The following is a 13742-nucleotide window of genomic DNA, read 5'->3' on the forward strand; positions in this document are numbered from 1 at the left end:
CGGGGGCGCGATCTCCTTAGCTACAGCCCGAGGTGGAGCCGCAGGTGTTGCACTTCATGCAGGTGCCGTTGCGCACCAGCGTGTAGTTGCCGCATTCCCCGCAGGCTTCGCCCTCATAGCCCTGCATCCGCGCTTTGGACGCCGCATCCATCGACACCGACCCTGTCGCATAGGTCGCCGTCATGGTGGTCGTGGTGGACGCCATCGCAGCCCGTGCTGTGGAGGTTTCGGGCACCGGGGTCTGCAAGGTCTGCACCGGATCGCCCGATGTCTGATAGGCCATGGCCCCGGCCTGTCCGCCGTTCAGCACCACCAACTCCTGCGGCAGACGTTTGCGCAGATAGCCCGTCGAGCTGATCTGCTTGAGCACCTCCAGCGACCGCGAGGCGGCGGCATCGCTCATCTCGCTGACATTGGACACGCCCTCTTCCTCGCCGCGTCCCAGATCGTCGAAGGACGCGCCCTGCGGCTTCACATGCGCGAGGTCCGTGCGGTCCAGATAGCTGACCGCCAGTTCCCGGAAGATGTAGTCGAGGATCGATGTGGCATTCTTGATGCTGTCATTGCCCTGCACCATGCCTGCCGGCTCGAACTTGGTGAAGGTGAAGGCATCAACGAACTCTTCCAGCGGCACACCATATTGCAGGCCAACCGACACCGCGATGGCGAAGTTGTTCATCATCGCGCGGAAGCCGGCGCCTTCCTTGTGCATGTCGATGAAGATTTCGCCAAGTTGCCATCCTCGTATTCGCCGGTGCGCAGATACACCTTGTGCCCGCCCACGATCGCCTTCTGGGTATAGCCCTTGCGGCGTTCCGGCATTTTCTGGCGATGCGATCTGATGATCTCCTTGACGATGACCTTCTCGACGATCTTCTCGGCCAGAACGGCGGCCTTTTCCTGTGCCGAGCCGTTTTCAAGGATCTCGGCGGCGTCCTCGTCATCCTCGACAAGGCTTGCGGCGAGCGGCTGGCTGAGTTTCGAGCCGTCGCGGTAAAGCGCATTGGCTTTCACCCCGAGCGACCAGCTCAACTCATAGGCCTTCTGGCAATCCTCGATCGTGGCGTCGTTGGGCATGTTGATCGTCTTAGAGATGGCCCCCGAGATGAAGCTCTGTGCCGCGGCCATCATGTAGATGTGGCTGTCCACGCTCAGATAACGCTTGCCCTTCTTGCCGCAGGGATTGGCGCAGTCGAAGACGGTCAGATGCTCTTCTTTCAGATGCGGTGCACCTTCCAGGGTCATCGTCCCGCAGACGTGATCGTTGGCCGCGTCGATATCGGCTTTCGAATAGCCCAGATGCGCGAGCATGTCGAAGGTCGGATCGTTGAGTTTCTCCGCCGGAATGCCCAGAACATTGGTGCAGAATTCTGCGCCAAGCGTCCACTGGTTGAACACGAAGCGGATATCGAAGGCGCTGCCAAGGGCGGCATCGACCTTCTGCAGCTCGTTCGGGCCAAACCCATGCCCCACAAGCGAGGTATGGTTGATCCCCGGCGCATTGCCAATCGTGCCATGACCGACAGCATAGCTGACAATCTCTTCGATTTGCGCCGACCCATAGCCCAACTTTTCAAGCGCCGCAGGCACCGAGTGGTTGATAATCTTGAAATAACCACCCCCGGCCAGCTTCTTGAACTTGACCAGCGCGAAGTCCGGCTCGATCCCGGTGGTGTCGCAATCCATCACCAGGCCGATCGTGCCGGTGGGCGCGATGACGGTGGCTTGCGCATTGCGATAGCCGTGCTTTTCACCAAGGCGCAGCGCCTCGTCCCAGCTGGCCATCGCCAAATCCACCAGCCGCGCATCCGGGCAGTTCTTCTGGTCAAGGGGCAGCGGTTTGATCGCCAGCGCCTCGTACCCGTCCGAATTGCCATAGGCCGCGTTGCGGTGGTTGCGGATGACCCGGAGCATATGTTCGCGGTTACGCTCATAGCCCGCAAAGGCACCAAGCTCGCCCGCCATCTCGGCCGAGGTGGCATAGGATACGCCCGTCATAAGCGCGGTCAGTGCACCGCACATCGCGCGGCCTTCGTCGCTGTCATAGCCAAGGCCCATATTCATCAGCAGGCCGCCGATATTGGCATAACCAAGCCCGAGTGTCCGGAACTCGTAGCTGAGCTGCGCGATTTCCTTGGACGGGAATTGCGCCATCATCACCGAGATTTCCAGCGTCACGGTCCACAGCCGGGTGGCGTGGACATAGCTTTCCGCATCGAACGCGCCATTGTGGAAGAATTGCAGAAGGTTCATCGACGCAAGGTTGCAGGCCGTGTCGTCAAGGAACATGTATTCGGAACACGGGTTCGAGCCACGGATCGCACCATCCTCGGGGCAGGTATGCCACGCATTGACGGTGTCGTGATACTGGATGCCCGGATCGGCGCAGGCCCATGCCGCATGGCCCACCTGCTCCCAAAGATCGCGCGCCTTGATGGTCTTGGCGACGCCGCCATCGGTGCGGTTGATCAGCGCCCAGTCCTCGTCCTTGCGCACCGCTTCGAGGAACGCATCGGTCACCCGGATCGAGTTGTTCGAGTTCTGGCCCGATACGCTCGCATAGGCCTCGCTGTCCCAATCGGTATCATAGGTCGGGAACTCGATGCTGACATAGCCCTGCTTGGCGTAATCCAGCACGCGCTTGACATAGGTTTCGGGGATCTGCACCTGCTTGGCGCTGCGGATCGCAGCCTTCAGGCTAGGGTTCTTCTTGGGGTCAACAGCGTCTTCGCTGCTGCCGTCCCATTCGCGAATCGCTGTGAAGATCTCGTTCAGCTTCTGCTCGTGCATCTTGGAGCCCGCGACGATCGACGCCACTTTCTGCTCTTCGCGCACCTTCCAGTTGATGAACTCTTCGATGTCGGGGTGGTCCGCGTCGCAGATCACCATCTTGGCCGCCCGGCGCGTGGTGCCGCCCGACTTGATTGCGCCCGCCGCGCGGTCGCCGATCTTCAGAAAGCCCATCAGGCCCGACGACTTGCCACCGCCCGACAGTTTTTCACCCGCGGCGCGCAAGCTGGAGAAGTTGGTGCCAGTGCCCGAGCCGTATTTGAACAGGCGCGCCTCGCGCACCCACAGATCCATGATGCCGCCATCGCCCACCAGATCATCGGCGACCGACTGGATGAAACACGCATGAGGCTGCGGGTGCTCATAGGCGCTGCTCGATTTGGTCAGTTCGCCCGTCTGGTAATCCACGTAGTAATGACCCTGGCTGGGGCCGTCGATGCCATAGGCCCAGTGCAGTCCGGTGTTGAACCACTGCGGGCTGTTGGGCGCCGCCATCTGGCGGGCCAGCATGTAACGCATCTCGTCGAAATAGGCGCGCGCATCTTCCTCAGTGGTGAAATATCCACCTTTCCAGCCCCAATAGGCCCAAGCGCCGGCCAAACGGTCGAACACCTGCTTGGCGCTGGTTTCGCCTTCGAATCCAGTGTTGTCATCCGCCGGAACCGAGCGCCACAGGAACTTGGGAACGCCCTTTTCCTTGACGCGCTTCACTTTGACAGGAACGCCGGCCTTGCGGAAATATTTCTGTGCGATGACGTCGCTGGCCACCTGACTCCAACGCGAAGGCACCTCGACGTTATCCAGCTTGAAAACGGTCGTGCCATCCGGATTGCGGATTTCCGAGCTGGTGGTCACGAAATCCAGCTCGGCGTAAGCGTCCTGCCCTGCTTTGGTGAACTTTCTTTCTATCTTCATGTTCTTGCTGCCCCATAATTCAGCGTTTCACGTCAAAGTCGTCCGATCCCGCAGCCCCGTCGGGCCGTGTCACTCGGCAGAAACGTCCCCCGCTCCGGCACGGCGCAACGCCGTACAGGTTTGTTGTCCCGATCACGTCGGGTATCTGATGGGGTTCTGTCCCTGACCGACCGCCGCACACTATATCTTGTGGCTTCAGCGTCGGCCCATACAAAGTGACGTATACAGAGGGGGGCGGTCAACGGAATTTTTACCAGTTTGGACCTAAAAATTTCATTGACCTGCAACCGGCGGTTTGGACCGGGCTACGCGATGTGATTCACCCGCGCCTCGTTGCTGCTGTGCCGCGCGGCCACGACGGCACCCCGGCATTGTCGAAAGCGGCGTGTTTTTAGAGGGTTATAGCCCGGATTTGAGGTGCGATCCTAACGACCCCCACTACGAACGAACGCACTCCATTGCGTCGGACAGGCAAAAACACTGCGCCTGCCCGTCCACTACATGTAGTGGTCACTTCCTGGGCATCCCACCATAGGCAGCGCATCACGGGGCAAAAATGCCACGGCCCGCACAGAATCGGCGAGCCATCATGGCGGCAATCATCAATGTGGAGAAGTGGTCGGGGCGGCGAGATTCGAACTCACGACCCCCTGTACCCAAAACAGGTGCGCTACCAGACTGCGCTACGCCCCGGACCGTGTGCGTGTCTACTCTGCCAGATCAGGATTGAAAAGGCCTAACAGGACCATGCCGCGCGATCTTGGGCGATTGCGGGATGCCGCAACTGAGTACCGCGCGCGATCCCCATCTGCCTCGAAAGGCCCCCATTGATCTCAAGCACATACTGGATGTTATCGCCGCCAAATTTCGGGCGCAGATCCCCCGGCTGTGCTTGGTGATGCACATGTTGCACCATGCCGGTATTGTCCATGAAGATGATATCCAGCGGGATCAGGGTGTTCTTCATCCAGAATCCCACCCGTTTCGGCGCAGGATACACGAACAGCATGCCCGCACTGCGAGGCATGCTTTCGCGATTCATGAGGCCCTGAGCACGTTCGGCATCGTCATCCGCCACTTCGACGGAGAAACGTGCCTCGCCCCAGGACCCCCTGAGATTGACCTGGTCTTGCCGACACTCGGATGCCCAGGCCGGCAGGCCCAGACAGACAATCAGAACCAAAGCGCTTAGCGCGGTTCCTTTACGGCCATTTCCCATCCACACACCTCAGTGGCCATACGGCCACGTTTGCCTTCGATCACACGCATGGCAAGCGCTTCACCCGGCTGCAAATCTGCCAGACCCGAGCGACGCAGAACCTCGACATGCACGAAGACATCCTCGTCACGGCCGAACGTATTGGCAAAACCGAAGCCCTTACCCTTATCGAACCATTTCACTCTCGCCGGCTCCAATGGAGCCGAGCGCATCACCTCGGGATCGATCTCATCGAGATCGGCCAGACCGGTGCCTTCCATGTCATCAGGCGGCTCGATTGAATGAACCTCAACCGCCTGAATCCCTCTTTCCGTATCTTGTACGTCGATTTCAACGCCTGCGCGGTCGGCAACAGAACTTTGGCCGAAGTTGCGCAACACATTGGCATGTAAAAGAATATCAGGACCGCCTTCATCGGCGACAACAAAACCAAAGCCCTTTACAGGGTCAAACCACTTAACACGTCCTTTTATCCTACGAGTGAATTCATTTTCCTTGGTCACTTCTTTCCTACCCAAACAGTCTTAATCCCCCAAGACTGCCTAGAGTCTTGCGATACATCAGCACTGAGTTTCAAGCTGAAAATCCATTTTTATCAGCGCCTTGCATTTTGCGTCACGTGAATATCAAGGGTTGAGACGGTGAATTTCCCATTCATTTTCAGGGTCTTCGCGTCGCCAGACAAACCTGTCATGCAGTCGAAATGCGCCATCTGCCCAGAATTCGATTTCTACAGGCGACAGACGAAAACCGCCCCAAAACGGCGGGCGCTCGGGATTCGGTCCCTTTTGGGCGGTGATTTTGGCGACCTTCGCCATCAATGCCGTGCGCGATTCCAAAGGCTCCGACTGCCGCGAGGCCCAGGCCCCCAAACGGCTCTTGAGCGATCGCGACGCGTAATAGGCATCCGCCTCGGGCCCATCCTCGCGGGTCACGGTGCCGCGAATGCGCAACTGCCGGCGCAGCGATTTCCAGTGCAGCACCATGGCGGCCTTGCCGGATTGCTCAAGCTCGTGCCCCTTGGCGCTGTTGTAATTGGTGTAGAACCAGAAGCTGTCGGGACCGATCTCCTTGAGCAGCACCATGCGCACATTGGGAAGCCCGGTCGCGTCCACCGTGGCCAGCGCCACGGCATTGGGGTCGTTGATCTCGCTCTGTTCGGCCTCTTCCAGCCAATGCTGTGCGATGACGAAGGGATCATCCCCGGCGAAAATGCCTGTTCTGTCGGTCATGTCCTGTTTTCCATTTGCGTGTCTCATGCCGGCGCCTAGCTCGTCGCCCGCCATCAGGCAAGTGTTCCTTGGTCTTGAAGCGCGCGCGACGCGGGCGCGTTTCGCTTGATGCCCCATCGGCGATCGCCTAAAGGGAACAGCAGAACGAAAGCTGGGCTGGGGGCAAGAAATGTCAAATCAACTGATGGCGGGCAAGCGCGGTCTCATCATGGGTCTTGCGAACGACAAGTCCATCGCTTGGGGAATCGCCAAGGCCTGCGCCGATGCCGGCGCCGAGCTTGCCTTCTCCTATCAGGGTGAGGCGCTAAAGAAGCGCGTGGGTCCCTTGGCCGAACAGCTTGGCTCATCCATCGTTCTGCCCTGCGATGTCGGCGACATGGACACGGTCGATGCGCTTTTCTCGGATCTCGAAGCCCGATGGGGCAAGCTGGATTTCGTCGTGCATGCCATCGGCTTTTCCGACAAGACCGAATTGCGCGGGCGCTACGTCGATACCAGCCGGGCGAATTTCCTGAACACGATGGACATTTCGGTCTATTCCTTCACCGCCATCGCGCAGCGCGCCGAAAAGATGATGAACGAAGGCGGCTCTATGCTGACGCTTACCTATTATGGCGCCGAGCAGGTGATGCCGCATTACAACGTGATGGGCGTCGCCAAGGCCGCTCTCGAGGCCAGCGTGATGTATCTGGCCGAGGATCTGGGCAAGGACGGCATCCGCGTCAACGCGATCAGCGCCGGTCCGATCAAGACGCTTGCCGCCAGCGGCATCGGCGATTTCCGCTATATCCTGAAATGGAACGAGCTGAACTCGCCGCTGCGGCGCAACGTGACCATCGAGGATGTGGGCAAATCCGCGCTCTACCTGCTCAGCGATCTGGGCAGCGGCACCACTGGCGAAGTCCTGCATGTCGACGCGGGCTATCACGTCGTCGGCATGAAGGCGGTGGACGCGCCCGATATCGACAAGACCTGACACCGGCTCGTCTGGGCCTGCCGTTGACCGTGCCAGCCTGCGGATCACGGCGCCCCCTGCCGCAAGACACCAAGGACCACCCCATGACAGACCGCCTGCCCCATGAAAAAGGCTTCCACGTCAGCTGGGATCAATTGCACCGTGATGCGCGCGCACTGGCGTGGCGGCTGCAGGATGTCGCACCGGCGGGCGGAGAATGGCGCGCCGTGATCGCAATCACCCGCGGCGGCATGGCCCCTGCGATGATCGTCGCCCGCGAGCTGGACATTCGCACCGTCGATACGATCAGCGTGAAATCCTACAACCATCAGACCCAGTCCGAAGCCCAAGTCATCAAATCGCCCGACATGGATCTTGTCGGTGACGGTGAGGGCGTGCTGATCGTCGATGATCTGGTCGATACCGGGCGCACCCTCAAGGTGGTGCGCGAGCGGATGCCCAAGGCCCATGTGGCGACCGTCTATGCCAAACCCATGGGGCGCGACATGGTCGATACCTTCGTGACCGAAGTCAGCCAGGACACCTGGATCTTCTTCCCCTGGGACATGGCCCTTCAATATGTCGAGCCCTATCGCGGCGCCTGACCCCCTATCGGAGACACAGATGATGCGCCTGCCCCGTACCGCCACTACCTTTGCCCCTCCGGTGATGGAAGCGCGGCGCTGGCTGGACGGCGTCACATTCCCCGAGGATCGCCCGCTGATCAATGTCAGTCAGGCAGCCCCTGTGGATGTGCCCCCCGAAGCCTTGCGCCAGGTGATTGCCGAGGCCGCGATGTCAGACCCTCAGGCGCATCTTTACGGGCCGGTTCTGGGCAATCCCGAGTTGCGCGCCGAACTGGCCGCACAGTGGTCCACCTCCTATGGCGGCGATGTCAGCTCGCGACAGGTCGCGATCACCTCGGGGTGCAATGAGGCGTTCTGCGCCAGCATCGCGACGCTCTGCACCGATGGCGACGAAGTCATCCTTCCGACGCCTTGGTACTTCAATCACAAGATGTGGCTGGATATCAGCGGCGTGCAAACGGTCCCACTGGCCACAGATGCCGAACTGCTGCCAGATCCCGACGAGGCCGCACGTCTGGTCACCGATCGTACCCGCGCCATCGTGCTGGTCACCCCGAACAATCCCGGCGGCGTGGAGTATCCCGCCGATCTGGTGCGTGCCTTCTTAGAATTGGCCAAATCGCGCGGCATCGCGCTCATCATCGACGAAACCTATCGCGATTTCGACGCGCGCCCCGGTGCGCCGCATGATCTGTTTGCCGATCCCGACTGGGGCGACACGCTGATCCATCTCTATTCCTTTTCCAAGGCCTACCGGCTGACCGGACACCGGGTCGGCGCGATGGTCACCGGAGCCGCGCGACTGGCCGAGGTCGAGAAATTCCTCGATGCAGTCACCATATGCCCCAACCAGCTGGGCCAGATCGCAGCGCTTTGGGGGATGCGCAACCTGTCGCAATGGCTGGCGGGGGAACGGGCCGAGATCCTGGACCGCCGCACCGCGATCCATGACAACATGCCCAAGCTGCGCGAGGCCGGATGGCGCTTGATGGGGTGTGGTGCATATTTCGCCTATCTCGAACACCCTTTCGCGCTGCCATCCAATGAAGTGGCCCCGAAACTCGTGCGCGAGGCGGGCATTCTGCTCTTGCCCGGCACGATGTTCCAGCCCGAAGGGTCCGCCGCAGGCGCGCGGCAGATGCGCGTGGCCTTCGCCAATGTGGACCGGCCCCGGATCGGGGTGCTGTTCGACCGTCTGGCGTCACTGGGCTGGCCTCTTGCCCCTGCCACGGACAGCGCGTAGACAGGTCCGAACCACGAGTATCAAGCCATTTCACGAGGGGGCCGCATGGCAGCCAAGGGCATATCGAGAACGTTTGTCTGGATCCTGATGGGTCTTCTCATCATCGGTCTGGCGGGCTTTGGCGCGACCAATCTGGGTGGCGCATTCGGCACTGTCGCCCGCGTCGGCACCGCAGAAATCCGCACGAACGACTATGCCCGCGCCCTACAGAACGAAATCCGCGCCCGCGAAGCCGAACGTGGCGGGGCCATTTCGTTCCAGCAGGCCCGCGAGATGGGCATCCCCGATCAGGTGCTGGCACAGCTTGTCACCACCGCCTCCTTCGATCACGAGGCGACCCGGCTGGGGGTCTCGATCGGTGACGACAATCTGCGCCAGCAGATCCTCGGCATCCCGGCATTCCAGGGGATCGACGGCAATTTCGACCGCGAGGCCTATGCCTTCACGCTGGACCGGATCGGGCTGACCGAAGCCGAGTTCGAAGACGACATGCGCGAGGAAACCGCCCGCGCCCTCGTGCAAAGCGCCGTGATGGCCGGTGTGACCGTGCCCGACGCCTATTTCGAGACCCTGCTGACCTATCTGGGCGAGGAGCGCGATGTCACCTGGGCCGTGCTCGAGCGCGCCGATCTCGACACCGGATTGCCAACCCCGACCGAGGAAGACCTGCGCAGCTATCATCAAGGCAACCTGCCCAGCTTCACGACACCTGAAACCAAGCGGCTCACCTATGCCTGGCTCACGCCCGAGATGATCATCGACACGGTCGAGGTGGAAGAACAATCCCTGCGCGACGCCTATGAAGAGCGCATAGACGAATTCAACCAGCCCGAGCGCCGCCTTGTCGAGCGTCTGGCCTTTGCGGACACGGGCACGGCTGAAACAGCGATTGCCGGAATCAACGATGGCAGCACAGACTTCGAAACCCTCGTGGCGCAACGCGGTCTCGATCTGGTCGACGTGGATCTGGGCGATGTCGCCCGCGAGGATCTGGGCACCGCCGCAGAGGTTGTCTTCGCAGCCCAGGCCGGTGACGTGGTCGGCCCGGTCGAAACCGATCTCGGGCCGGCGCTCTTCCGGATCAACGCCATTCTGTCCGCACAGGAAACCGCCTTCGAAGAGGCCGAACCGCTTCTGCGCGACACGCTTGCCGCCGACCGCGCCCGGCGCGTCATCGACAGCCGCATCGACCGCATCGCCGATCTGCTGGCCGGTGGCGCCACGATCGAGGATCTGGCCGCCGAGACCGACATGGAACAGGGCCAGATCGACTGGCATCCCGGCGTGACCGAAGGGATCGGCGCCTATGACGCCTTCCGGCAGGCCGCTCAGGCGATCACCGAGGATGATTTTCCCGATGTCGAACAGCTTGGCGATGGCGGCATCTTCGCCATGCGCCTCGACCGCGTGGTCGACCCCGAAATCCAGCCGCTCGACGAGGTGCGCGATGCGGTTCTTGCCGGTTGGCGCCAGCAGGCCACCGTCGCGGCGCTGACCGAAAAGGCCGAGCCGCTGGTGGCCGACCTTCGCAACGGCCGAGACTTTGCCGATCTGGGTCTGGACACCCTCGATGCGCAAAACCTGACACGGCAAGGCTTTCAACCAGATACCCCGACTGAGTTCATCGAGACCGTCTTCGACATGGAGCAAGGCGGCATCGCCCTGATCGAAGGCACTACGCGCGTGTTCATCCTGCGGCTCGACGCCGTCCGCCCGCCTTCCTCCGACAACGAAGAACTGGCCCGGCTTCGGACCGCGCTTCGCGACCAGTCCGCCTCCAGCATGGCGCAGGATTTCTACCAGCTGCTCGCAACCGACATCCGGACCCGCGCCGAAATCGAAATCGATCAGCAGGCGATCAACGCCGTGCACGGCACTTTCCAGTAAGGGGCGCGGTTCGTGGAGCTGACACCAAGTTTTGAGGAATTCGCCACTGGGTTCGAAGCCGGGCGCAATCAGGTTGTCTATGCCCGTCTTGCGGCCGATCTCGACACGCCTGTGTCGTTGATGCTCAAGCTGACGGGGGCGGCGCGCGATGCCTTCATACTGGAATCGGTGACCGGCGGCGAGGTGCGCGGGCGCTATTCGATCATCGGCATGAAACCCGATCTGATCTGGCAATGCCATGGCACCACCAGCCGCATCAACCGACAGGCGCGCTACGACACCGACAGTTTCGAGCATCAACAGGGCGATCCCCTGACAAATCTGCGAGCGCTGATCGCTGAAAGCCGGATCGACCTGCCCGAGGACCTGCCCGCGGCCAGCGCGGGGCTCTTCGGCTATCTTGGCTATGACATGATCCGGCTGGTCGAGCATTTGCCGGATGTGAACCCCGATCCACTGGGCCTGCCCGACGCCGTGATGATCCGTCCCTCGGTGGTGGCGGTGCTCGATGGCGTCAAGGGCGATGTGATCGTCGTGGCGCCCGCATGGGCGGCAGACGGGCAATCGGCGCGCGCGGCTTACGCGCAGGCCGCCGAACGGGTGATGGATGCGGTGCGCGATCTGGATCGCGCCCTGCCCCGGCAAGCCCGCGATCTGGGTAAAGCGGCCCCCGAAGACAGCGCGCCCGTGTCGAACTTCACCCATGAGGGCTACAAGCAGGCGGTGGAGAAGGCCAAGGACTACATCCGCGCAGGCGATATCTTTCAGGTGGTCCCCAGCCAGCGCTGGACACAGGAATTCCGCCAGCCTCCCTTCTCGCTCTACCGCTCGCTGCGGCGCACCAACCCGTCGCCCTTCATGTTCTATTTCAACTTCGGCGGCTTTCAGGTGGTGGGCGCCAGCCCGGAAATCCTCGTGCGGGTGATGGATGGCGAGGTCACCGTCCGCCCGATCGCGGGCACCCGCCCGCGCGGCGCCACCCCCGAAGAGGACCGCGCCAACGAGGCGGATCTTTTGTCCGATCCAAAGGAACTTGCCGAACATCTGATGCTGCTCGATCTGGGCCGCAACGATGTGGGCCGGGTTGCAAGGATCGGCACCGTCCATCCGACCGAGGAATTCATCATCGAACGCTACAGCCACGTGATGCATATCGTCTCGAACGTGGTGGGCGAGCTGGCCGAGGATCAGGATGCCCTGTCGGCGTTGCTGGCCGGGTTGCCTGCGGGGACGGTCTCAGGCGCGCCCAAGGTCCGCGCCATGCAGATCATCGACGAGCTGGAGCCGGAAAAGCGCGGCGTCTATGGCGGCGGCGTGGGCTATTTCAGTGCGGGGGGCGATATGGATGTCTGCATCGCGCTGCGCACCGCGGTGGTCAAGGATGAAAAGCTTTATATTCAAGCCGGTGGCGGTGTCGTCTATGACAGCGACCCCGAGGCGGAGTATATGGAAACGGTGCACAAATCCGGGGCCATCCGGCGGGCGGCGGCGGATGCCGCGCGCTTCAGCGGCGATGGTAATCTTTGAACCGCGCTTGATACAGATCAAAGCTACACTGCCGGATCACCTTTAGACAGGCCTCACATTCCCATCCCGGAATGTATCTTATCGGAGGCCAAATGACCGTTTTTTCCCGTTTCCTCACCATTCCCGCCCTTGCCATGGCGGTGGCGCTGTCCACCCCAGCCCTGCCCGTCTGGGCCGACAGCCCGGCTGCCACCATCGCCAGTTCCGTTGTCGTGGCAGAGCTGCCTGAAAAGAAGATCAACAAGACCGGGCTTTACGTCACAGCCGCCGATTCCATCGCCGCTGTCGCCGCCCGCGACGATGTTCTGCTGGTGGATGTCCGCAGCCCCGAAGAGGCGATGTTCGTGGGCTATGCGACGCCGACGGATATCCTTCTGCCCTTCAAGCTGGTGAACCCGGACCATCCCTACAATGCGAAAAAGCAAATCTTCGGAATGATGGACAACCCCGATTTCGTCCCGCAAATGAAGGCCTTTCTTGCAGACAAGGACCCGGCGGCGGTGCTCATCATGTGCCGGTCAGGATCGCGCAGCGCGGCGGCTGTCGATGCGCTGGTCGAGGCCGGGGTGACCGCGCCGCTTTATACGGTGGTCGACGGGTTCGAGGGCGACAAGGCCGAGACCGGGGCGCGAAGCGTCAATGGCTGGAAAAATGCAGGCGGAGACTGGACCTACAAGATCCGCGCCGACCTGATGCCGCAAGGTGCTGCCACCAACTGATCGCTTGCCAGCCATGGCGCGCTCGGGCATGAGGGCGTCATGGCACGGCTGATCCTGTTCAACAAACCCTACGGTGTCCTGTCGCAATTCACCGACAAGGGCATGGCCGACAGCAAGCGGGCGACGCTGTCGGATCACATCGATCTGCCGGGGGTCTATCCCGCCGGACGGCTGGATCGCGACAGCGAGGGGCTCTTGCTGCTGACCGATGACGGAAAGCTTCAAGAACGCATCGCAAGCCCCCGTTTCAAAACAGAAAAAATCTATCTCGTACAGGTCGAGCGCATCCCGGACGATGCCGCTATCGAGGCGCTGTGCCGGGGCGTCACCCTTAAGGACGGGCCGACACGCCCGGCCCGTGTGAGCCGCATCGCGCCGCCCGATCTGTGGGAGCGCGATCCGCCCGTCCGCTTTCGCAAATCGGTGCCCGATTGCTGGCTCAGCATCACCATATCCGAAGGCCGCAACCGGCAGGTGCGGCGCATGACGGCGCATGTGGGGCACCCCACGCTCAGGCTGGTGCGCTGGCGGATCGGGGCGTGGTCACTTGACGGGCTGGCGCCCGGCACATGGCGCGACGCACCCCCTGAGACCCTCGGCACACCGGTCAAAAACCGGGGTCGGTAAAACGTCGGTATCGCGTCGGTATTGCGTCAGTGCGGTATCGG

The 13742-nt window shown here is 61.7% G+C and carries 10 protein-coding genes, 1 tRNA gene and 1 pseudogene; 7 read left to right on the plus strand and 5 right to left on the minus strand.

Going from position 1 to position 13742, the window contains the following annotated elements; translation table 11 throughout:
* Positions 1-16: 16 nt before the first annotated feature.
* The 5 genes and pseudogenes from RAZWK3B_RS06405 to pdxH all read right to left on the minus strand — a co-directional run bounded on the left by RAZWK3B_RS06405 (position 17) and on the right by pdxH (position 6156).
* A pseudogene (locus tag RAZWK3B_RS06405) lies at positions 17-3705 on the minus strand (vitamin B12-dependent ribonucleotide reductase).
* A 616-nt stretch (positions 3706-4321) separates the two neighbouring features.
* Positions 4322-4398, minus strand: a tRNA-Pro gene (locus tag RAZWK3B_RS06410).
* Positions 4399-4441: 43 nt separating this feature from the next.
* On the minus strand, positions 4442-4924 hold the full coding sequence (locus tag RAZWK3B_RS06415) for a DUF192 domain-containing protein (protein WP_050774194.1): 483 nt from the start codon (positions 4922-4924) through the stop codon (positions 4442-4444).
* On the minus strand, positions 4894-5427 hold the full coding sequence (locus RAZWK3B_RS06420; protein ID WP_037295224.1) for a cold-shock protein: 534 nt from the start codon (positions 5425-5427) through the stop codon (positions 4894-4896). Before RAZWK3B_RS06420 ends, RAZWK3B_RS06415 begins: the two co-directional genes overlap by 31 nt.
* Positions 5428-5550: 123 nt before the next feature.
* Complete coding sequence (gene pdxH / locus RAZWK3B_RS06425) at positions 5551-6156, minus strand: pyridoxamine 5'-phosphate oxidase (RefSeq protein ID WP_037295280.1); 606 nt, start codon at positions 6154-6156, stop codon at positions 5551-5553.
* Positions 6157-6325: 169 nt separating this feature from the next.
* Between pdxH and fabI the strand changes: the two genes are divergently transcribed.
* The 7 genes from fabI (at position 6326) to RAZWK3B_RS06460 (ending at position 13701) form a co-directional block, all read left to right on the plus strand.
* On the plus strand, positions 6326-7132 hold the full coding sequence (fabI, locus tag RAZWK3B_RS06430; RefSeq protein WP_007813386.1) for an enoyl-ACP reductase FabI: 807 nt from the start codon (positions 6326-6328) through the stop codon (positions 7130-7132).
* Positions 7133-7215: 83 nt separating this feature from the next.
* Positions 7216-7716: a xanthine phosphoribosyltransferase gene (gpt, locus tag RAZWK3B_RS06435; protein WP_007813387.1), complete on the plus strand. Its 501-nt coding sequence runs from the start codon at positions 7216-7218 to the stop codon at positions 7714-7716.
* Positions 7717-7735: 19 nt separating this feature from the next.
* Positions 7736-8941, plus strand: coding sequence for an aminotransferase (locus RAZWK3B_RS06440; protein ID WP_007813389.1), 1206 nt, complete (start codon positions 7736-7738; stop codon positions 8939-8941).
* 45 nt (positions 8942-8986) lie between these two features.
* Positions 8987-10828: a SurA N-terminal domain-containing protein gene (locus RAZWK3B_RS06445; protein WP_007813391.1), complete on the plus strand. Its 1842-nt coding sequence runs from the start codon at positions 8987-8989 to the stop codon at positions 10826-10828.
* Positions 10829-10840: 12 nt separating this feature from the next.
* On the plus strand, positions 10841-12355 hold the full coding sequence (gene trpE / locus RAZWK3B_RS06450; protein WP_007813395.1) for an anthranilate synthase component I: 1515 nt from the start codon (positions 10841-10843) through the stop codon (positions 12353-12355).
* 92 nt (positions 12356-12447) lie between these two features.
* Positions 12448-13074, plus strand: coding sequence for a rhodanese-like domain-containing protein (locus tag RAZWK3B_RS06455; RefSeq protein WP_007813397.1), 627 nt, complete (start codon positions 12448-12450; stop codon positions 13072-13074).
* Positions 13075-13113: 39 nt separating this feature from the next.
* Positions 13114-13701, plus strand: coding sequence for a pseudouridine synthase (locus RAZWK3B_RS06460; protein ID WP_007813398.1), 588 nt, complete (start codon positions 13114-13116; stop codon positions 13699-13701).
* Positions 13702-13742 lie beyond the last annotated feature (41 nt).

Source organism: Roseobacter sp. AzwK-3b, from assembly GCF_000170875.1.
GTDB lineage: Bacteria > Pseudomonadota > Alphaproteobacteria > Rhodobacterales > Rhodobacteraceae > Roseovarius > Roseovarius litoreus.